This window comes from Nonomuraea aurantiaca, from assembly GCF_020215705.1.
Lineage (GTDB): Bacteria > Actinomycetota > Actinomycetes > Streptosporangiales > Streptosporangiaceae > Nonomuraea > Nonomuraea aurantiaca.
In genome coordinates, this window is the sequence record NZ_JAIWNB010000037.1 from 47,203 (window position 1) to 67,960 (window position 20,758).

16 protein-coding genes are annotated in these 20,758 nt (G+C 66.6%); 6 read left to right on the top strand and 10 right to left on the bottom strand.

All coding sequences use genetic code 11. The annotated features are described in order from the left end of the window. Nucleotides 1-62 precede the first annotated feature (62 nt). The 6 genes from LDL49_RS49170 to LDL49_RS49195 form a co-directional block, all read right to left on the bottom strand. Entirely contained in the window at nt 63-1,547 is a 1,485-nt protein-coding gene (locus LDL49_RS49170; RefSeq protein WP_225301860.1) for a trypsin-like serine peptidase, read from the bottom strand. 224 nt (nt 1,548-1,771) lie between these two features. Further along, nucleotides 1,772-3,289 carry a trypsin-like serine peptidase gene (locus LDL49_RS49175; protein WP_225301861.1) on the bottom strand — a complete coding sequence of 506 codons (1,518 nt, stop codon included), beginning with the start codon at nt 3,287-3,289 and terminating at the stop codon, nt 1,772-1,774. Between the two features lie 432 nt (nt 3,290-3,721). Next, complete coding sequence (locus tag LDL49_RS49180) at nt 3,722-5,230, bottom strand: trypsin-like serine peptidase (protein ID WP_225301862.1); 1,509 nt, start codon at nt 5,228-5,230, stop codon at nt 3,722-3,724. Nucleotides 5,231-5,623: 393 nt separating this feature from the next. Further along, the gene (locus LDL49_RS49185) at nt 5,624-6,790 is read right to left on the bottom strand and encodes a trypsin-like serine peptidase (protein WP_225301863.1); all 1,167 of its coding nucleotides are present in this window, start codon (nt 6,788-6,790) and stop codon (nt 5,624-5,626) included. Nucleotides 6,791-6,979: 189 nt separating this feature from the next. Further along, nucleotides 6,980-8,056 carry a trypsin-like serine peptidase gene (locus LDL49_RS49190; RefSeq protein WP_225301864.1) on the bottom strand — a complete coding sequence of 359 codons (1,077 nt, stop codon included), beginning with the start codon at nt 8,054-8,056 and terminating at the stop codon, nt 6,980-6,982. Nucleotides 8,057-8,369: 313 nt separating this feature from the next. Beyond that, on the bottom strand, nt 8,370-9,491 hold the full coding sequence (locus tag LDL49_RS49195) for a trypsin-like serine peptidase (RefSeq protein WP_225301865.1): 1,122 nt from the start codon (nt 9,489-9,491) through the stop codon (nt 8,370-8,372). A 284-nt stretch (nt 9,492-9,775) separates the two neighbouring features. Between LDL49_RS49195 and LDL49_RS49200 the strand changes: the two genes are divergently transcribed. From LDL49_RS49200 to LDL49_RS49225, 6 genes are all read left to right on the top strand, one after another. Beyond that, nucleotides 9,776-11,215 carry a TLP1 C-terminal extension domain-containing protein gene (locus LDL49_RS49200; RefSeq protein WP_225301866.1) on the top strand — a complete coding sequence of 480 codons (1,440 nt, stop codon included), beginning with the start codon at nt 9,776-9,778 and terminating at the stop codon, nt 11,213-11,215. 97 nt (nt 11,216-11,312) lie between these two features. After that, a complete protein-coding gene (locus tag LDL49_RS49205; RefSeq protein WP_308016285.1) occupies nt 11,313-11,585 on the top strand; it encodes a hypothetical protein in 273 nt (90 codons plus the stop codon). Next, entirely contained in the window at nt 11,572-11,997 is a 426-nt protein-coding gene (locus tag LDL49_RS49210; protein WP_225301894.1) for a type II toxin-antitoxin system VapC family toxin, read from the top strand. The genes LDL49_RS49205 and LDL49_RS49210 overlap by 14 nt, the downstream gene beginning before the upstream one ends. 39 nt (nt 11,998-12,036) lie before the next feature. After that, nucleotides 12,037-12,924 carry a hypothetical protein gene (locus LDL49_RS49215; RefSeq protein ID WP_225301868.1) on the top strand — a complete coding sequence of 296 codons (888 nt, stop codon included), beginning with the start codon at nt 12,037-12,039 and terminating at the stop codon, nt 12,922-12,924. A 9-nt stretch (nt 12,925-12,933) separates the two neighbouring features. Next, complete coding sequence (locus LDL49_RS49220; RefSeq protein ID WP_225301869.1) at nt 12,934-13,890, top strand: zinc-binding dehydrogenase; 957 nt, start codon at nt 12,934-12,936, stop codon at nt 13,888-13,890. Between the two features lie 75 nt (nt 13,891-13,965). Beyond that, a complete protein-coding gene (locus LDL49_RS49225; protein WP_225301870.1) occupies nt 13,966-14,823 on the top strand; it encodes an oxygenase MpaB family protein in 858 nt (285 codons plus the stop codon). Nucleotides 14,824-14,919: 96 nt separating this feature from the next. On the opposite strand, the gene LDL49_RS49230 is transcribed toward LDL49_RS49225, so the two are convergent. The 4 genes from LDL49_RS49230 to LDL49_RS49245 all read right to left on the bottom strand — a co-directional run bounded on the left by LDL49_RS49230 (nt 14,920) and on the right by LDL49_RS49245 (nt 20,745). Beyond that, a complete protein-coding gene (locus tag LDL49_RS49230; RefSeq protein WP_225301871.1) occupies nt 14,920-15,660 on the bottom strand; it encodes a helix-turn-helix transcriptional regulator in 741 nt (246 codons plus the stop codon). Beyond that, nucleotides 15,657-16,487, bottom strand: coding sequence for a DUF4097 family beta strand repeat-containing protein (locus LDL49_RS49235; RefSeq protein ID WP_225301872.1), 831 nt, complete (start codon nt 16,485-16,487; stop codon nt 15,657-15,659). The genes LDL49_RS49230 and LDL49_RS49235 overlap by 4 nt, the downstream gene beginning before the upstream one ends. A gap of 122 nt (nt 16,488-16,609) precedes the next feature. Next, on the bottom strand, nt 16,610-16,786 hold the full coding sequence (locus tag LDL49_RS49240) for a DUF6104 family protein (RefSeq protein ID WP_225301873.1): 177 nt from the start codon (nt 16,784-16,786) through the stop codon (nt 16,610-16,612). Between the two features lie 308 nt (nt 16,787-17,094). Then, on the bottom strand, nt 17,095-20,745 hold the full coding sequence (locus LDL49_RS49245; RefSeq protein ID WP_225301874.1) for a multifunctional oxoglutarate decarboxylase/oxoglutarate dehydrogenase thiamine pyrophosphate-binding subunit/dihydrolipoyllysine-residue succinyltransferase subunit: 3,651 nt from the start codon (nt 20,743-20,745) through the stop codon (nt 17,095-17,097). Between the last annotated feature and the right edge of the window lie 13 nt (nt 20,746-20,758).

A 20,758-nucleotide genomic window follows, 5' to 3' on the forward strand; every position in this document is an offset into this window, starting at 1 on the left:
CCTCTTCTATGAGATGAGCCCGCCGCCGGAGATCCGGCGACGGGCTCGTTTGTTTCTAGGTATTACTGCATCATCTCGCCGTTGGGGCCGACGATCGACTTGGTCGCGGCGTACTGGGCCTTGTTGTAGACGTCAGCGGTCTCGCCGTCGAAGTAGGCGGAGCTGATGAAGTCGATCCGGCCGTTGCCGTCCTGGTCGTGGAACATGCTCGTCACGCCGTTGACGTAGCCGGTGCGCTTGTTGTTGTCGTACTTCATCAGCCAGGGGCCACCGTCGGCGCCTGGGGTCATGGAGCACTTCAGCACCTGGTGCGTCTCGACCTTGAACGTGTTGACCTGGTAGGTCTTCGTACCGGTCTTGCCGGCGCACCACTTGGGCGTCACACCGGTGAAGGCCTTGTCGCCGTCGGGGTGGGGGGCGCTGGGGTAGCCGAAGGCGGTGACGGTCTGGCCCATGGGCTGGTTCCAGGCGACGCCCTGGCCGCCGACGATGTCACCGAGGCGGCCTTGGTCCTTGGCGATGCCGATGACGTACTCGGCCATGTAGTACTTGCGCGAGGTGCCGGGCTTGACCCACTTTTGTGTGTAGTAGTGGGTGATGAGGTAGTTGCCGGACTTGTCGATGGTCTTCTTGCCCGGGCCCTTGTACGCCTCGTACTCCGGCAGGGTGACGGGCACGGTCTCGGGCTCGCCCAACTTGAAGCCGTTGCCCTTGCCGGTCTTGGCGGCCTCGTACTCCTTGTCGCCCACCTCGACCTTCTCCAGGACCGCGGCGGGGAAGTCGGGGCCCACCTTGTCAGCCGGAGTGTCGGCGCCCTCGGACCAGCAGTGGCCGAGGGTCAGGACGCACTTGGCGTACTCGGCGGGGCTGATCTCAACCGGCTTGACCCACTTGTCACCCCGCCACTCCTGGAACTCCTTGAACGACACCTTCTTGTCGTTCGGGAGCGCGAAGCCGTTGTGCACGGCCACGAACGCGAAGTCACCGTCGTAGTCGTCATAGGTGTCCAGGTCGTAGCTGGTGAAGGCGTAGGCGCCCGCGTACACGCCGAACGGCGCCTTGCCCTGGTAGTAGCCGGGGACGAACACCCACTTGCGGAAGACGTCCTTGCCGCGCTCGTAGACACAGTGGCCCGCGGTGGCGACCAGGTTGCGGTTCCTGGCCTGGACGGACGTGGCCGAGCACCAGCGGTAGTTGCCGCCGCTGTCGAGGAAGAAGACCTTGCCGATGGTCTTGGGCAGGTTGACGGCCTTGGTCTTGGTGGCGGCGGGCGTGGTGCCGGTGGGGGAGGCCGAGCCGGGCTTGCCGTCGGGCGCCTTCGCCTGCGTGGAGACCAGCTTCTGAACGTCCTTGGCGTCGACGTTGTACTGCGTGGCCTTCTTGAGGGCGGCACCGTTGGCGTCGAGCCAGAAGTAGGCGTTGCTGTAGGCCTCGGCGGCCTTGGGGGCGAGCGGGTCCTGGACCCAGTCGGGGGCGGCGTTGGCGGGGAGGGCGAGGGCGGCGGCGCTCAGGCTGGCGGCGGTCAGGGGGACGAGCAGGCGCTTCACTGAGGATCTCCACAAAGTTAACAAGCAGATGTGGAGACCCTATCGACCCACTGGTCACTCTGGTAACAGATCGTGCGGGAGTGTTACAGAAATGGTGGAGTACCAGGTCATGGCCTGGTTTGTGGGGCCTGGTTTGTGCGGAAAGGCTGAAGGGCCCGGCAGGATGCCGGGCCCTTCAGTGAAGCAGGTGAACGATGACCTAGATCCTCGTTCGGTTCAGCTAACTACTTGACGAGCTTGCCGGACCACGAGGCCGCAGCGGCCTTGTAGATCGCGGCGGTCTCACCGTCGAAGTAAGCCGAGGTGATGGTGTCGTAGCGCTTGTTGCCATCGACGTCCACGATGAGGCTGGTGACGCCGTTGACGTAGCCGAGACGCTTCGAGTTGCTGTAGTTCGCCAGCCACGGGCCACCGTCGTAACCGGCGGTGACGGCGCACTTCAGCGACTGGTGCTCCTCGACCTTACGGGCCGGGACCTTGATGACGTTCTTGGCAGTCTTGCCGTAGCACCACTTCGGCGCAACACCGGTGTAGGGCTTGCTGCCATCAGGGTTCTGGCCGTACGGGTAACCGAAGGTACGAACGACCTTGCCGGGAGCCTGGTTCCAGGACACGCCCTGGCCGCCGACGACGTCACCGAGGCGACCGACGTCCTTGAGCGGAGAAGCGACGGTGTAGAACTCGGTACGGAAGTACTCGACCTTGGCGGTCTTCTTCACCCAGTACCGGAGGTAGTTGTGGGTGATGGTGAAGTTGCCCTTGGGGTCGATCTTCCGGTAGCCCGGGCCGGTGTAGGCCTTGTACTGCGACTCCGTGACGTTCTGAGTCCAGACGAAAGGCGACTTGCCGCCGTTCACCTTGCCCGAGGGGGCAGCGTTGTACTGCTCGACGCTGACTTCCTTGAGGGTCATGATGGCGCCGGGGTAGTCCGGGCCGACAAGGTCCTCGATCGTGGAAGGCTTGGCCCAGGCGTCCGGGGTCTCGCCACCATTGAGGTCCTTGATCTTCGTGTACTCGGCCTCGGTGATCGAGATGTCCTTAGCGAACTTCTCGCCCTGGTAGGCGTCGTACTCAGACTTGGAGACCTTGGTCGGGGCACCGTTGCTCTGCACGCCGCCGATGCCGTTGTACACGGTCACGAACGCGTAGTCGCGGTCGAAGTCCTCGTACACGTCGAAGTCGTAGTGCGTGAAGGCCTGCTTGCCCACGTACACACCGTAAGGCGTCTTGCCCTGGTAGTAGCCCGGGACGAAGACCCAGCGCGAAACGACCTCGTCGTTGCCGGCGATGTCGTAGACGCAGTGACCGGCCGTGGCGACCAGGTTGCGGTACTGCGACTGGATCGAGGTGCCCGAGCACCAGTACAGCTTGCCGTCGCGGCCCTCGAAGAACACCTTGCCGATGGTCTTCGGCATGTTGACGTTCTGGGACTTGACGGTGACCTTGGTCTCCTCGCCAATCGGCTTGGAGCCGCCCGGCTTGGTGTCGGCGCTATAACCGCCACCACGGGAGATCTTCTCAACCTCGAGGGAGTCGGGGTTGAAGGCCACTGCCTGCGAGAGGGCCGCGTTGTTCGACTTGGTCCAGAAGTTCAGGGTCTCTTCAGCCTGAGCCTGAGTCTTCGCCAGGGCGTCGGACGCGACGTCGCCGCTCGCGTTGGCAGCAGCGGTACCGGCGAGGCCGGCAGCCAGAAGACCGGTGGCCAGAATGGCACCACCGGCGGGGAGGAGGATGCGCTTCAAGGTAACTCCTTGGTCTGTCGTGGAGCGCTTCTTGCGCCCCATGCGTCAGTAAAGGGATAGCCAGAACTTACAGTGTGGATCTTGAAGTGCGGTAGCTGCTTTGGCAGGAAAAACGGCGCTAAGGCGGGCGTGATCGTTCTGTGATGTTTAAGTCGCGATAGAGGATGACTTGCCGGAAGTGTCGGATGACACCGTTTCCGCAGATCAACATAAGGAAGTTGTCAGTGTGACTGCGGTGGCTCGAGTGCCGCCCTCTCGGCGGCCCGTCAGCTGATGTGACACAGATCACATCGACTTGATGGCACCGTCCGGGCGTCCCATGCGTCAAAACGCCCTTCAGATTTGTCCGGGAACGCCGAAGGGCCCGGCGATGCCGGGCCCTTCGCGAGTTACCGCTGTGCGCACCGTCCTGGAACGGTCGCGGTGCGTTACTTAGAGGATCTTGCCGGACCACACGTTCGCCGCGGACTTGTAGACCGCAGCGGTCTCACCGTCGAAGTACGGCGAGGAGATGTAGTCGACTCGCTTGTTGCCGTCCTGGTCGTTGAAGGTGCTGGTGACACCGTTCACGTAGCCGAGACGCTTGGTGTTGCTGTAGTTGAGCAGCCAGGGGCCACCGTCGGCGCCCTCGGTCATCGCGCACTTGAGCGCGACGTGCTCTTCGATCTTCTTGGCGGCCGAGCCGACGACCTTCTTGCTGGTCTTGCCGTAGCACCACTTGGGCGTGATGCCCGTGTAGTTCTTGTGGCCGTCGGGGTGCGCCGCGGCCGGGTAGCCGAACACGCGGACGTACTTGCCCGTGGGCTGGTTCCAGGACACGCCCTGGCCACCGACGACGTCACCGAGACGACCGGCGTCCTTGGCGAAGCCCTCGACGATGTAGAAGACAGTCTTGTAGTAACCCTTGATGTCTGTCTTCTTCACCCAGTTCTTGACGAAGTAGTGGGTGATCGTGAAGTTGCCCTTGGAGTCGATCTTCCGGTAGCCCGGGCCCTTGTAGGCGTCGTACTCGCTCTTGGTGACGTTCTCCGTCTTGGTGGCGGCGGGCGCCTTGGTGCCGTTGGCCTTGCCCGTCGGAGCGGCGTCGTACTGCTCCTTGGCGACCTCGGTGAGGGCCTTGATGGCACCGGGGTAGTCCGGGCCCACGACCTCGATCTTGCTGTCCGTCTTGGCCCAGCAGTCCGGGGTCTCGCCGCCGTTGAGGTCCTTGCACTTCTGGTACTCGGCCTCAGTGATCGCCACGTCCTTGGCGTCCTTGATGCCCTGGAACTTGTCGAAGTCGGCCTTGGAGACCTGCTTCGCGGTTCCGCCACCGAGCTGGATGCCGTTGTACACGGTCACGAACGCGTAGTCGCGGTCGTAGTCCTCGTACACGTCGAAGTCGTAGTGGGTGAAGGCCTGCTTACCCACGTAGATCCCGAACGGCGTCTTGCCCTGGTAGTAGCCGGGCACGAAGACCCACTTGGACATGACGTCCGAGTTGGTGGCGGTGTCGTAGACGCAGTGGCCGGCCGTGGCGACCAGGTTGCGGTACTTCGACTGGACCGAAGTGGCCGAGCACCACTTCTTCTCGCCCTTGCTGTTGACGAAGAACACCTTGCCGATGGTCTTCGGCATGTTCACGTTCTGGACCTTGGTGGAGGTCTTCTTCTCCTGGCCGATCGGGACGGACGAGCCAGGCTTGCTGTCGGCGCTGTAGCCGCCCTTGCTCTGCAGCTTGGCGACGTCGCCGGAGTCCCAGACGTTGGACTCCTTCGCGGCCTTGAGGGCGGCGTTGTTGGTGCCCGCCCAGAATTCCGCGATGGCCTTGGCGTCAGCGGCGCTCTTCGCCATCGGGTCGGAGGCTACGTCGCTGGCGGCCGTGGCGGTACCGGCGAGGCCGGCAGCCAGAAGGCCGGTAGCCAGGATGGCGCCACCGGCGGGGATGAGGATGCGCTTCAAGGGAACTGCTCCTTGCTCTGTCGTGGGACGCAACAGGTGTCCCATGCGTCAGTAAAGGGATAGCAAGGAACATAGCGTGGTGATCTCCGCAGGTAAAAGCCGTTCTGGGGCATCCGGAAGCCCGCCTTACCGCCGTTACCGTCTTGTTACCAGTCAGAGATCTTCGCGGAAAGTGATCGATAGACCACGTTTTCGCTGGGTATGTGGGGAATGCGGCGAGGCGGCAGTGAAGGGCGTGTCACGTCGAGTAGGCGGCTCAATGTGATTCAGATCACAGGAACCAGATTGGCGCGAGTTCCGTCTAATATCGCCAAATCCGCATAAATGATCTTGAAAGAGCACGCAAAAGGGGCTCGGCCGAACCCGGCCGAGCCCCTTTTGGGTGTTGCGTGGTTACTTGTACAGCTCGCCGTTCGGGCCGACGATCTTGCCGGACCACGTGTTCTTGGCCGAGTTGTACACAGCGGCCGTCTCACCGTCGAAGTACGGCGAGGTGATGTAGTCGATCCGGTCGTTGCCGTCCTGGTCGGCGAAGGTGCTGGTCACGCCGTTGACGTAGCCCAGACGCTTGCCGTTGCTGTAGTTGGCCAGCCAGGGGCCGCCGTCGAAGCCGGGCGTCACGGCGCACTTGAGGCCGATGTGCTCCTCGATCTTCAGCCACGGGGCGCCCACGGCCTTGGCGGTGGTCTTGTTGTAGCACCACTTCGGCGTCACGCCGCTGTAGGGCTTGTTGCCGTCAGGGTGCGGGCCGGCCGGGTAGCCGAACGCGCGGACCTGCTTGCCGGTGGGCTGGTTCCAGGACACGCCCTGGCCGCCGACGACGTCGCCGAGTCGGCCGGCGTCCTTGGACAGCAGAATGTAGTAGCGCCCGCCCCAGTTCCGCTTGGGGCCGACGAAGTCGTCGTACTCCTTCTTGGTCACCTGCTTGACGCCGTTGAAGGAGATGCCGTTGTAGACGGTCACGAACGCGTAGTCGCGGTCGTAGTCCTCGTACACGTCGAAGTCGGAGTGGGTGAAGGCCTGCTTGCCCACGTAGATCCCGAACGGAGCCTTGCCCTCGTAGTAGCCGGGCACGAAGACCCAGTTGTCGAGCGTGGCCTTGTTGCTGTCGGTGTCGTAGACGCAGTGGCCGGCCGTGGCGACCAGGTTGCGGTAGTTCGACTGGATGGACGTGGCCGAGCAGTAGCGGAACTTGCCCTTGCCGTCGACGAAGAAGACCTTGCCGAGCGTCTTGGGCATGTTCACGTTCTGGGCCTTGCCGGGGGCCTTCTTCTCCTCCCCGATGGGAGTGGCGCTGCCCGGGTTGCCGTCAGGGCTGTAGCCGCCCTTCGAGACGACCTTCCTGACTTCCTTGGCGTCCCAGGGGTACGCGGTGGCGGAGCGGAGGGCGGCGAAGTTCGACGCGGCCCAGAAGGACGCGACCGAGGAGGCCTGTTGCGTGTTGCGGGCCATGGGGTCGGTGGCGATGTCGCCTTGTGCCTGAGCGGTGCCTGCCAGGCCGGCGGCCAGGAGGCCGGTCGCCAGGACGGCGCTACCGGCCGGGAAAAGGATGCGCTTCAAGGTAAAACTCCAGACGCGGGGCGCCTCGTGCACCCCAGAATGCAGCAAACGGACAGGCGGGAACCTATCGGTCTGACTCTGGTCGTGTGAATTACCCGTTACCGCAGTAAAGCGCGACGATCATGGCCGTGACCATCTCGAGATGTGAAACCGGCTGATCACTCGGGGTGGCGATACGCTGGGTGTAACTTACGTCACATTTTGCGGCGTTGCGAGCCCTGCGGCGCGTCGGTAGACCTCGCCGGTCGTGGCGTTGAAGGTCGGCGAGGACACCGCGTCGTAACCGCCCTTGGCGTCTCTGTTCCAGGTCAGGCTGTTGATTCCGGTGAGGAGTCCGACCTTCTGCGCGGGCTGGTAGTTGAGCAACCAGGGGCCGCCGCTGGCGCCGGCGCTGAAGTCGCACGGCTGAAGTTGCACGCCGTACTGAAGGTCGAGGCTGGGGGAGACCGTGCGTCTCGTGCTCCCCGAGCAGACCTTCAGTGTCTTGCCGTCGAACGGGTGGCTGCCGTCGGGCTGCGGGCCCGCCGGGTAGCCGAAGGCGGTGATCGTGAGGGCCAGGCCCTTGCCGAGCGTCAGGCCCTGCCCACCGACGTTGTCCTGCAGCCGGCCCACGTCCTGCATGGTGAGCTGGCCGCTCTTCTCGACCCACTTGAAGCCGCGGTGCACGGTCACGAACGCGTAGTCGAAGTCGTAGTCGCCCTTGCCCGGCCAGTCCTCGTGCATGCTGATCGCGGCGCCCACGTAGATGCCGTCGGGCGTTGCCCCACCGGGACCCGGATTGGGGACGAAGATCCAGTAATCGGCGGGCTTGGCCTGGCGCGAGTCGTACGCGCAGTGTCCGGCGGTCGCTACCACGCTGCGGTTCTTGGCCGCGATCGAGCTGGCCGAGCACCAGTATTCCTTGTCGCCGAAGCGGAAGAAGACCTTGCCCATGGTCTTGGCGGCCGCGCTGCCCTTCGGGAGGGCGGGTCCGACGTTCGACAGGACCTGCGAGCGCTTCGCCTGGACGATCTGGCCCGCCCCGCCGGCGGTCGTGGCGGTGGGCGAGGATTGCGAAGCCGGCGTGGCGGGGCTGTACTGGTCGGCCTTCCTGAGCTGGTCGGGCTTCCAGTACTCGGCGACCTTCTTCATGTCCGCCGCCGACTTCGCCAGCGTGACCGAGTAGACCCGGCTGTTCGGCGCGGCCGAGGCGGTCCCCGCGAGGGCAGGCAGCATCAGCAGCGCGCTGAGCGCAGCCGCTACCAGGTGCCATGCCCGGGGGATCATGGAAATGCCTTGCCTTTGGGGGTTAGTACTTCTGGGGGTGTAACGATGGATTTTTCCAGATCACTCACTGTATTGCAGCTCGGATGGAGATTCGTTATCTGATCAAGCGTGACTTGTGTCCCATAAGGGGTGCGTCAAGGGTTCCATCCGGATAGCGTCTCCGATCCATGTAGGGGATCGTTTCAGCACGTCAGAGGCATAGTACATGAGCGGACTTCGTTGTCCATCCGCTTTTCCTGGGTGTTTCTGATCACGCGTGAGAAGGGCCCCGGCCGGGAGAGACCGGGGCCCAGGGATGGGTGCTGCCTCGTAGTTACGGCATGTTGCCGGTCCACCGGTTGGCGGCGGCCTTGTACACCTTGTAGGTGTCGGTGTTGAAGTACGGCGACGAGATGTGGTCGTAGCGGTCGTTGCCGTCCGTGTCCCACGCGACGCTGTTGACACCGATCAGGTAGCCGGTGCGGGTGGAGCTCTTGTAGCTGTACAGGAGCGGCCCGCCGCTGGCGCCGGCGGTAAAGGCGCACTTGAGGCCGATGTGCTCCTGGAGGTTGTACTTCGGCGCGGCGGGCATCGGGGCCGTCTTGCCGTAGCACCACTTCATCGTGCGGCCGGTGAACGGCTTGTCGCCGTCGGGGTGCTCGCCCGCCGGGTAGCCGAAGGAGAAGACGTTCGCCTTGGTGCTGCGGTTCCAGGTGAAGCCCTGGCCGCCGACGTTGTCACCGAGGCGGCCGACGTTCTTCCGCGTCCACTGCCACTTGTCGTTGACCTTCTCCCACTTGACCTTGATGCCGTTGTAGACGTTGACGAACGCGTAGTCGTAGTCGTAGTCCTCCTTCACCACGAAGTCGTCATGCGCGTTGAAGGTCTTGGCGGCGTAGATGCCGTAGGGGGCCTTGCCCTCCCAGGCGTTGTTGCCGTCCCAGTACGACGGGATGAAGATCCAGTTGTCGTAGAAGGTGTCCTTCTTGGTGTCGTAGACACAGTGGGCCGACGTTGCCACTAGGTTGCGGTACCTGCCCTGCACGGAAGTGGCCGAGCAGTACCGCCAGCTCGCCGGGTTCGCCGGGTTCGACCCCGGCAGCGTGAAGAACACGCGTCCGACCGTGTTGGGCAGGTTGACCTGCTTGCTCTTGACCGTCCTGGTCTTCTCCTCGCCGATCGGGGGGACGGATCCGGGCGGGCCGTCGGGGGTGGAGTTGACGCCCTTGACGCCGTTGGAACGCGCGTCGAGGTTCGTGTCGTAGTCGGCCGCCCGCTTGATGCGGTCGGGCGTCCAGAACTGGACCGCCTGCTCCGCGGGAGTGGCCGCGTTCTTGGACACGACGTCGGAGGGTGGGGTCGCGTTGGCGGCGGTGCTGCCGACCGTCCCCGCGGCCAGTCCGATGGCCGTCAGACCGGCGAGCGGGATCGCGATGCGCCTTGCTCGGGAATACATGAAGCTCCTCTCAGTTCTCGGCGGCCCAGAGCGGGGTACTGCGCCCCGGTGGGCCAGGAAAACGCTGGGAACGTTAATGAATGGCGCAACCCGACAGCCAGGAAACGATGCGAAAAAGTCTTGCCCGGTTCCATTCCGTTATGGAAATAACCAGATCGCATGTATTCATAGAAAGCATTCCCGCAGGTGGGAGGCGGTGGTAATTTCCTCTGGCACCACCGGTAACAGTGATTATCAAACGCCACTACTTATCAACCGAATGTTATTCTGGTTAGATGGGTGACATGGATCCACGCACCCCCTGTCTCATAGGTACGGCCCAGCGCACCGTCCGCGACCAGCCGGGCCCGGAGCCACTCGACCTGTGGGAGGACGTCGCGCGCGAGGCGGCTCGCGAGGCGCGGCTGCCGGTCGGGCGACTCGACTCGATCCAGCTCGTCTACACCGACTCGTGGCAGTACGACTCCCCGGTCGGCCGGCTCGCCGACCGCCTCGGCGCCGCCCCCCGGCACCGGGCCTACTCCATGGTCAGCGGTACGGCCCCGCAACTCCTCATCGGCGAGGCCGCGGGCAGGATCGCGGCGGGGGAGCTCGACTCGGCGCTGATCGCCGGCGCCGAGGCGCTGGCCACGCGCCGGGCCTACCGGCAGGCGGGCGAGCACGTGCCATGGAGCCATCCGGCCGATCCCAAGCCGCCCTACGGCTGGGAACGCCCGCCGCATCCGGCGGAGCTGGCCCACGAGCTGTTCCTGCCGGTCCACACCTACCCGATCATGGAGACGGCCCGCCGCGCGTCCCTCGGTATGTCGATAAATGAGGAAATGGTGGACCGGGGGCGGATGATGGCGCCGATGACCGAGGTCGCCGCCGCGAACCCGCACGCCTGGCGGCGTACCGCCCGAACCCCGGAGGAACTGGTCACCGGCAACCGGTTCATCGGCTGGCCGTACACGCGCAACACCGTGGCCGTGGGGGAGGTCGACCAGGCGGCCGCCGTCGTCCTGGTCGCCGCCGGACTCGCCGACCGGCTCGGCGTACCGCACGATCAGCGCGTCTACCTGCGCGGATGGGCTTATGGCGAGGACACGTGGGAGGTGGCGGCGCGGCCCGCGCTCGGCGCCTCGCAGGCCATCGGGCGCACCGCCGAGGCCGCGTTCGCGCGGGCCGGGCTGGGCCTCGACGACATCCACGCGCTCGACCTCTACAGCTGCTTCGCGATCGCGCTGCGGCAGGCGTGCGACGCGATCAAGCTGGACCCGCTCGACCGGCGCGGCCTGACGGTCACCGGCGGCCTGCCGTACGCGGGCGGCCCCTCCAGCGACTACGTCCTGCACTCGACGGCCACCATGGCTGGGCTGCTGCGCGCCCAGCAGGGCCACGGGCTGGTGACGGGGGTCGGCATGCACCTGACCAAGCACACGTACGCGATCTGGTCCACGGACCCGGGCGGCACCCTGGGCGATGCCGCGCCTGTCTTCACCGCCGATCCGGTGAAGATCGTCGCCCTGTACGACGGCCCCGCCACGGTGGCCGGCTACACAGTGACGTATGGGCGCGACGGGGCGCCGGAGAAGGGCATCCTCGTCGTGGACCTGCCGGACGGGGGACGCGCTCACGCCCATGTGCTGGAGGCGGAGCTGCTGGCGGAGGCCATGTCCAGGGAGCTGGTCGGCCGGCGGGTGCGGTTGGCGGCCGACGGGAAGGTCAATGTGGCGCGCTGGTGAGATTAAAAGCTGTGCGCGAATTGTGATCGCGTGACTACTATCTGCTGTTGACATTTTTATGTCAGCGGCGGACGCTGGTGTCATGCGGAGGACAACGGTGCGGATCGACGACGCACTCCTCAACGAGGCCAAGGCGTACGCGGCACGAAACGGACGCAGTCTCACCTCAGTGATGGAGGACGCTTTGCGACAACTGCTCAACCGCTCCACGGAAACGGTCGACCGGCCTCGAGTGGAGCTCCCGGTGTCCGGCGCCGTGGCCGGGCCCAAGCTCACCTGGGCTGAGATCAAGGAGCTGATGGAAGCCGACTTCGTGGAGCATCAGCTGGCGAAGATGGCGCAGTGCGGTGGCCGCGATGCGGATGCCTGACGTCAACATCCTGGTCAACGCGCAGCGCCGCGACTCCGAGCACCATAGCGAGTGCCTGACCCTCGTCGAGGAGCTCGTCAATGGCGACGAGGCCTATGCGGTCAGCGACTTCGTGATCAACGGTTTCATGCGGGTCGTGACCAATCACCGCATTCCGCAGAGCACCTCGTTCGAGACGGCCTTCAAGTTCGCGGAGAGCGTCCGCAACCAGCCGCATGCCGTCCTGGTGAACGCCGGATCGAGACACTGGGAGATCTTCGCCAAGATCTGCCGTTCGTCGGGCGCCACCGGCAAACTCCTGCCCGACGCCTATCTCGCCGCACTGGCCATCGAGCACGGTTGTGAATTCGTGACCTGCGACGCTGATTTCGCCAAGTTCCAGGGCTTGCGCTGGCGGCCCCCGCTCAACTGAACTGAGGAGTGAAACAGCTCTCCTCGGCAGGGGATGTCCGTGGCCGATCAGTTCGACGTCATCGAGGCGGGCGCCCGTGGCCGGCGCCGGTGGATCGGGCTCGGCGTGGTGGCGGTGCTGCTGGCGGTTCCCATCGTCAGCCTGCTGGCCAGCCGTGACCCCGAGCCGGATCGCGCGCCGCCGACGTCGGCCCCCGCGCCCATGCCCATCCGGTCGTTGACCAGGATCGAGGGCGCGCCCAACGTCGTGAGTGCACCCGCCAAGGCCAAGGGGGGCAACGAGGTCATCCCGGTGGTGTTCCCCGACGGGACGCGGGCGGAGGTTCGCTACCCCGCCGGGCTGGGGCTCAATGAGCTGGGCGCGCGGCCGTTCCAGGGGGCCTGGATCGCCGGGCACTACCGCGGGTTCTATGCCCCCTACGGCGGTGAGATGGAGATCTCCAGGGGTGCTCAGCCGATCAGGAACCTCACGCCCAACGTCACGCTCTGGCCGGGCCAGCCGGGTGTCGGCTCGGCCGGGCAGGTGCTGATGTTCGCGTTCGGCAAGTGGCGGCTGGCGATGTACGACCGGCGGGAGGGGCTGACCTTTGAAGATCGGCTGGCGGCGGCCAAGGGCCTACGCGGGAAGGTCGGCAAGGACGGCTATCTCGTCCTGAGTGGCGGTGGCTCGATCCGCCTGGCGGAGCCGGGCGAGACCGTCCAGGGCGAGCCGGTTGGGCCGCAGCTCTGGTTCGGCGGCGGGACCGGCGACATGGTCGTGCTCATCCCCACGCCCAACTGCCGGAAATATGCCAGGACGCCGTCGGTGCTCAACGGCCGCAACCGGCCCGCCCGTACCGTATGCAGGGGCGATGTGCAGATCGCCGCCTCCGGCTCGCGCGCTTTCGTCCAGCACGCCATCGACGGGATCCGGATCACGCTGAAGTAGGGTGCGGCCATGTTCGCCGTAACCGCCTCACAGACCGATCCCGACAATCCTCTCGCCGGGCTGACGCTCGGCGAGCATCCGGAGCCGCAGGTCCCGGACGGCTGGACGACCGTCACCGTACGGGCGACCGCCCTCAACCACCATGACCTGTGGACGCTCAAAGGCGTGGGCATCAAGCAGGACCGGCTGCCGATCGTGCTCGGCTGCGACGCGGCCGGAGTGGACGCCGACGGCAACGAGGTCATCGTGCACTCGGTGATCGGCTCCGGGGCCGACGAGACGCTCGACCCCAAGCGTTCGCTGCTGTCGGAGGTCCACGACGGCACGTTCGCCGACATGGTCGCCGTGCCGCGCCGCAACCTGGTGCCCAAGCCGGCCGCGCTCAGCTTCGAGGAGGCCGCCTGCCTGCCCACGGCCTGGCTGACCGCCTACCGCATGCTGTTCGACAAGGCCGGTCTCGAGCCCGGCTCCACCGTGCTCGTGCAGGGCGCCGGGGGCGGGGTCGCCACCGCGCTGATCGCGCTCGGCCGGGCGGGCGGTTACCGGGTCTGGGCGACCAGTCGCTCGGCCGCCAAGCGGGAGCAGGCCGCCAAGCTCGGCGCCGACCGGGTGTTCGAGCCCGGCGCGCGGCTGCCCGAACGGGTGGACGCCGTCATGGAGACCGTCGGTCAGGCCACCTGGGACCATTCGCTCAAGTCGCTCAAGCCCGGCGGCCGCATCGTGGTCTGCGGCGCCACCAGCGGCGCGGTCCCGCCCGCCGACCTGAACCGGGTGTTCTTCCTCCAGCTCTCGGTGATCGGCTCCACGATGGGCACGCGTGACCAGCTCCAGCGGCTGGCCGTGTTCCTGGAGCAGACCGGGCTGCGGCCGGTCATCGACCGGACGATGCCGCTGACCGACGCCCGCGACGGCTTCGCCGCCCTGGCCGAAGGCGACATCTTCGGAAAAATCGTCTTTACGCGCTGAATAAGTGAAGGGTTACTTCTGCGCACCCGGGATGATACAAAGAAGGTGAGGTTGTATCACCCGGGAGGCGCCGTCATGGACGTCGAACCGTTCGGCCCAGGCTCGTTGCACTGGGAAACCGCCGGTGAATACCGCAACCTGCTCGTGGCGGGCAGTGCGCTGGTCCTCCAGACCATGCACCCCGCGGTGGGCGCGGCCGTCGCCCGGCACTCCACGTACAAGCAGGACCCGTGGGGCAGGCTCCACCGCACGCTCACCTCGGTCCAGAAATGGGTGTACGGCGGAGTGGGCGGCCTGGTCGAGGGGGAGAGGCTGCGCGAGCTGCACAAGCCGATCAGCGGGGTGGACGAGCAGGGCAGGTCCTACCACGCGCTCAACGGCGCGGCCTGGGCCTGGGTGCACCTGTCGCTGTTCGAGCGGTTCATCACTCTCAATCGCTACTTCGGCACTCCCTACACCGACGACGGGGAGCGGCGGCTCTATGAGGAGTCGCGGCAACTCGGGGCGATTCTGCGGGTGCCGGAGCGGGAGATGCCCGCGACCGTCGGGGAGTTCTGGTCCTACTTCGACGAGATGGCGGCCGAGCGGCTGGAGCCGCATCCGACGGCGATCGACGTGCTCGCCGTCATGCGGGGGACCCCGATGCCGCCCGGACTGCCCCGGCCGCTGCGCCGGCTCTGGGCGCCGGTGGGGGTGGGCTCGGGGGAGTTCAACTACTTCGTGACGGTGGGGACGCTGCCGCCCGTCGTACGGGAGAAGCTGGAGCTGCCCTGGTCGGCGCGGGACGAGTGGCGGCTGCGGCAGCTCGGGCGGGCGGTGGCGATGCTCGCCCCGCGCCTGCCGGAGCGGCTGCGGTATATGCCGATCGCCTATCACGCCCGGAAGGCCGCCCGAAGCCTGCGCGGGTTGGAGCAGGCCCTCAGCTCGGCGTAGCGAGCGGAGCGTGCGGGCGACGCGGCCGGCCGCGGGGGGTCGGCTGGGACGGCGGCGGCTTGACGCGGGCCTTTCAAGATCATGCTGCCTTTGGGGTCATGGTTTCAGGGAGTCGCGGATCTGCCTGGCGGCCTCGTCGAGCGTGGCGCGTACCTCGTCGATCGCCTTGCGGGTGAGCGGGGCGGCCGAGGCCTCGCTGCGCACCTGCGCGACGAAGTCGGCCAGGCGCTCGCCCAGCTCGGCGTCGAGATCGGCGCGGCTGGGCGGCGCGCCGCCCAGCGTGCTCCAGACCTCGGACCAGATCCTGCGCCACTCGCCGGTGAGCCGCTCGCCCTGGTCCTGCCAGTTCGTGGCGTGCTCCATCCACTGGCGTTTCTGCTGCTCCTTGAGCCGCTGGATGTTGGCCTTCTGCTGGTCGCGCACGCGCCGGGGGTCGTCGGCGACGCCGGTGCGGACGTCCTTGGCCATCTTGGTGAGCTCGTCGCGCAGCGACTTGACCGTTTCGCGGACGTCCTCCTTCACCTCGCGCGCGATGTCGCGCACCGAGGCGGAGATCTCCTGCTCCAGGTCGTCGAGCTCGTCCAGGCGGGCGTTGAGCTCGTCGCGACCCCGGTCGGTGATCGAGAACACCTTCTTGCCCTCGACCACCTCGTGCGTCACCAGGCCCTCCTCCTCCAGGCGGGCCAGGCGCGGGTAGATCGTGCCGGGGGAGGGCGAGTAGACGCCGAGGAAGCGGTCCTGCAGCAGGCGAATGACCTCATAGCCGTGCCGAGGGCTCTCCTCCAGCAGCTTCAGCAGGTACAGCCGGAGCCGGCCGTGACCGAAGACAGGGCTCATCTCTTCTCCCCTTTGAGCAGCGTGACCTCGCCGGAGACGGTCGTCGCCGTCACCGAGGCCATGCCGCCACCCAGCCGTCCGGACACCGACTTGTTGCCCGGGCGGCTCGCGTCTGACAGGTTTTCGAACGTGCTGACCAGCCTGCCGGAGGTGGATCGCATGCTGATGTCCGCCTCCACGTTCTCGGGCAGCCTGACCAGGATGTCACCGGACACGCTGTTGAAGGTCACATATCCGGTCGGGCGCAGCTCCAGATCGGCGGTGATCCGTCCGGACACGGTGTTGGCGCGCAGGCGGCGCGGCGTGCCGTCGGCGACGGTGAGCTCGCCCGAGACGCTCTTGAACGCCAGGTCGCCGTCCATCGCCCGGCTCTCCACGGTGCCCGAGACGGTGGTGGCGCTCACGTCGCCGCTCACCCCGTCGAGCACGATGTCCCCGGAGACGCTCCTGACCTGGGTCGCCTTCTCGAACCCGGCGACGACCGCCGAGCCGGAGACGACTCCCACGTTGACCGTGCACTTCTTGGGCACCGCGAGCGTCAGGACGCTCTTGCGCCGGTCGCGCCGCAGCCAGCCGAGTATGCCCTCCCAGGTGAGGTCTTTGTAGGCGACGCTGAGCTCCCCGCTCTCCTCGTCGTAGGTCACGATCAGCGGAGCGGAGTCGATCTCGGCCACCTCCAGGGTCGGCGGCCCGTCGGTGGCCAGCACGGCCACCCGTCCCGCGACGATCCGCACGTCGAGCGCGGTCACCGAGCCGAACGTCAGCTGCTCCGGCCGCTCGATCGTCCACTGCCGCATGATGCCTGTCCCTTCCGACGACACGTCCACACAAGACACGATATGTCGCGTCTGTCGAAAATTCAAGATGTATCGCGAGTGGTGGGCAATTCACGCCGTTAGTGCTTGTCATCGGTCGTGGCGTCCGGTCCGTCGCGCCGCGTCGCGCAGCGTCAGTCGTCTTCGTCGTCGAGCCGGGCCAGCCAGGTGGCCAGCCGCTCGACCGGCGTCTCGAACTCGGGATTGAGGTCCACGAACTCACGCAGCCGCTCGCCCAGCCACAGCAGGCTGACCTCTTCCTCGCCACGCCGCTCGACCAGCTCCTCGATCCCCCGGTCGGTGAAGTACATCGCTTTCCCTTCATCATTCGCGCAGCCGCGTCGTCAGGTCGCCGGCTGGGGTCCAGGCATCGGCGCGTCCACGTCTGACTTTAGTCAGCAGGCCGCGCTGCTCGAGCTCGCGCGGATCGGTCCGCGCAGTCCGCGGGACGATCTTGTGGCTACGCGCGTGGCCTGCGACGGTGCACTCGGCCATCGGGTGGTGGGTGGCGTGCGTTGAACTCGCCGGTACGGCTGCGCGCCAGGCTTGCCCGCACCTCTTTCAGCAGTAAGCCCCCGCCGGGAACGGCGAGGGCTTACGCGATGAAGCGACTGACTGACTAGCCGAACAGCTCGCTCAAGATCCCCTCAAGCTCGCTGTCGTGAGAGGCGTGCGAGCCGGTCGCGGGCGAACTGTTGGGAGTCCGCGAGACGCGGCGGAGCGCGCGGCCGTTCAGCAGGTCCGGGTCCTCGGCCATCTTGAGCGTGAGGTATGGCCACGGCCCCATGTTGACCGGCTCGTCCTGCGCCCACACCAGCTCGGCCTGCGAGCCGTAGCGGGAGAGCTCGGCGGCGAGCTCCTCCGCCGGGAACGGGTAGAGCCGCTCCAGACGGACCAGTGCGACGTCGTCGCGGCCCGACTTCTCGCGCCGGTCGAGCAGGTCGTAGTAGATCTTGCCCGAGGAGAGCACGACCTTGGTGACCTTGCCCGGCTCGACGATGGTGTCGCCGAGGACCGGCTGGAAGGTGCCCGAGGTGAAGTCGGACGCCTTCGAGACGGCCCGCTTGTGCCGCAGCAGCGACTTCGGCGTGAAGACGACCATCGGCTTGCGCCTGCCCGACTCGACCTGCCACCTGAGCAGGTGGAAGTAGTTGGCCGGAGTGGTGGGCTGCGCGACCGTCATGTTGTCGAGCGCGCAGACCTGCAGGAACCGTTCGATGCGGGCTGAGGAGTGGTCGGGACCCTGGCCCTCGAAGCCGTGCGGCAGCAGCAGCACGACAGCCGACCTCTGGCCCCACTTCTGCTCACCGGACGAGATGAACTCGTCGATGATCGTCTGGGCGCCGTTGACGAAGTCGCCGAACTGGGCCTCCCAGGCCACCAGGGCGTCGGGTCGCACGACGCTGTAGCCGTACTCGAAGCCCAGCGCCGCGAACTCGCTGAGCAGCGAGTCGTAGATGTAGAACTTCGTGGTGCCCTGGTTGAAGACCTTGAGCGGGGTGTGGTCCTCGCCGGTCACCCGGTCGACCAGCACCGCGTGGCGCTGGGTGAACGTGCCTCGCCGGGTGTCCTGGCCGACCACGCGGACCGGGTGGCCGTCGATGAGCAGCGAGCCGAAGGCCAGCGTCTCACCCATGCTCCAGTCGATCGCGTCCTGCTCGACCGCCTGACCGCGGCGCTGCAGCACCGGCGCCAGGCGCGGGTGCGGCGTGAAGCCCTCGGGCAGGTTGAGCTGGGTGTCGACGATCCGCTTGAGCGTCTCGTCGGTGATCTCGGTCGGCGTGTCGTTGTGCGACCACTTGATCACTTCAGCGGGCGGCACCCGCATCGCACCCGCCTCCGGCGGCTTCTTCGCCGCCTCGCGGGTCTCGGTGAACGCCTGCTCCAGCTTGGCCTGGTAGTCGCGCAGCGCCTGCTCGGCCTCCTCCACCGTGATGTCGCCCCGGCCGATCAGCGCCTCGGTGTAGAGCTTCCGAGTGGAGCGCTTGGCGTCGATCAGGTCGTACATCAGCGGCTGGGTGAAGGCGGGGTTGTCGCCCTCGTTGTGGCCGCGGCGGCGGTAGCAGATGAGGTCGATGACGACGTCCTTGCGGAACGTCTGGCGGTATTCGTAGGCCAGCTCGCCCACGCGGACCACGGCCTCGGGGTCGTCGCCGTTGACGTGGAAGATCGGCGCCTGGATCATCCGGGCCACGTCGGTCGCGTAGACGCTCGACCTGGACGAAGCGGGCGATGTCGTGAAGCCGACCTGGTTGTTGACCACCACGTGCACGGTGCCGCCGGTGCGGTAGCCGCGCAACTGCGACAGGTTGAGCGTCTCGGCCACGACGCCCTGGCCGGCGAAGGCCGCGTCGCCGTGGATGAGGATCGGCAGGACCGTGAAGCCCTCCTCGCCGCGCTCCAGCAGGTCCTGCTTGGCGCGGACGACGCCTTCGAGCACCGGGTCGACCGCCTCCAGGTGGGACGGGTTGGCCACCACCGAGGCGGCGATCGTCTTGCCGCTGGGAGCGGTGAAGGTGCCCGACGCGCCCAGGTGGTACTTCACGTCACCCGAGCCGTGCGCGGTGCGCGGGTCGATGTTGCCCTCGAACTCACCGAAGATCTGCCCGTAGGACTTGCCGACGATGTTGGCCAGCACGTTGAGCCGGCCGCGGTGGGCCATGCCCATGACGACCTCGTCGAGGTCGTCGTCGGCGGCGTCGCTGATCACCGAGTCGAGCAGCGGGATCAGGGACTCGCCGCCCTCCAGCGAGAAGCGCTTCTGCCCGACGAACTTGGTCTGCAGGAACGTCTCGAAGGCCTCGGCCGTGTTGAGCCGGCTCAGGATGTTGAGCTGCTCGTCACGGGCCGGGGAGGCGTGCGGCTTCTCGATCCGCGCCTGGATCCAGGACCGCTCCTCGGGGTTCTGGATGTGCATGTACTCGATGCCGACCGTGCGGCAGTAGGAGTCGCGCAGCACGCCCAGGATCTCGCGAAGCTTCATCAGTGGCCGGCCGCCGAAGCCGCCGGTGGCGAACTCGCGCTCCAGGTCCCACAGCGTCAGGCCGTGGGACTGGATGTCGAGGTCGGGGTGCTTGCGCTGCTTGTACTCCAGCGGGTCGGTCTCGGCCATGAGGTGGCCGCGGACGCGGTAGGCGTGGATCAGTTCGATCACCCGCGCGGACTTGGCCACGTCGTCATCGTGCGAGGCCGAGATGTCCTGGACCCAGCGGACCGGCTCGTAGGGGATCCGCAGCGCCTCGAAGATCTCGTCGTAGAAGCCGTCCTCGCCGAGCAGCTGCCGGTGGATCGTGCGCAGGAAGTCGCCCGACTGGGCGCCCTGGATGATCCGGTGGTCATAGGTGCTGGTCAGCGTCATGACCTTGGAGACGGCCAGGCGCGAGAGCGTGTCGGGCGAGGCACCCTGGTATTCGGCCGGGTATTCCATCGCGCCGACGCCGATGATCGTGCCCTGGCCGGGCATCAGGCGCGGGACCGAGTGGACGGTGCCGATCGTGCCGGGGTTGGTCAGCGAGATCGTGGTGCCCGCGAAGTCGTCGACCCCGAGCTTGCCCGAGCGGGCCTTGCGGACGACCTCCTCGTAGGCCATCCAGAACTGCCGGAAGTCCATGTCCTCGGCGCCCTTGATGGAAGGCACCAGGAGCTGCCGCTCGCCGTTGCTCTTCTGGACGTCGATGGCCAGGCCGAGCCCTACGTGCTGCGGCTTGACCAGGGTCGGCTTGCCGTCGACCTCGGTGTAGGAGTAGTTCATCTCCGGCATGGCCCGCAGCGCCTTGATGACGGCATAGCCGATCAGGTGCGTGAAGGAGACCTTGCCGCCGCGTCCCCGCTTCAGGTGATTGTTGATCACAATGCGGTTGTCGATGAGCAACTTGGCCGGGATGGCCCGGACGCTGGTCGCGCTCGGAATGGCGAGCGAGGCGTCCATGTTGGCGGCGGTGCGTGCGGCGGCACCGCGCAGTTTGACTTCCTCGGCGCCCGCGGGCACCGGGGCCGCAGGCTGCTTCGGCTTGACATCGGGGACCGGGGCAGTCGGTGCAGCCTTAGGTGGAGCCGCCGTGGGAGCCGGGGCGGTCGCTGTGCCGTTCGCCGCCTCCTTGGCGGGCATTCTGCCCGGTCCATAATCAGGGTTGTAGTCAGCGAAGAAGTTCCACCAAGCCCGGTCCACAGACTCGGGATCTTGGAGGTACTTCTGGTACAGCTCGTCGACAAGCCACTCGTTCTGTCCAAAGCTTGCCAGCGGGTTTGTCCGCGACGACTCAGACGACACGGCGGAAATCGCC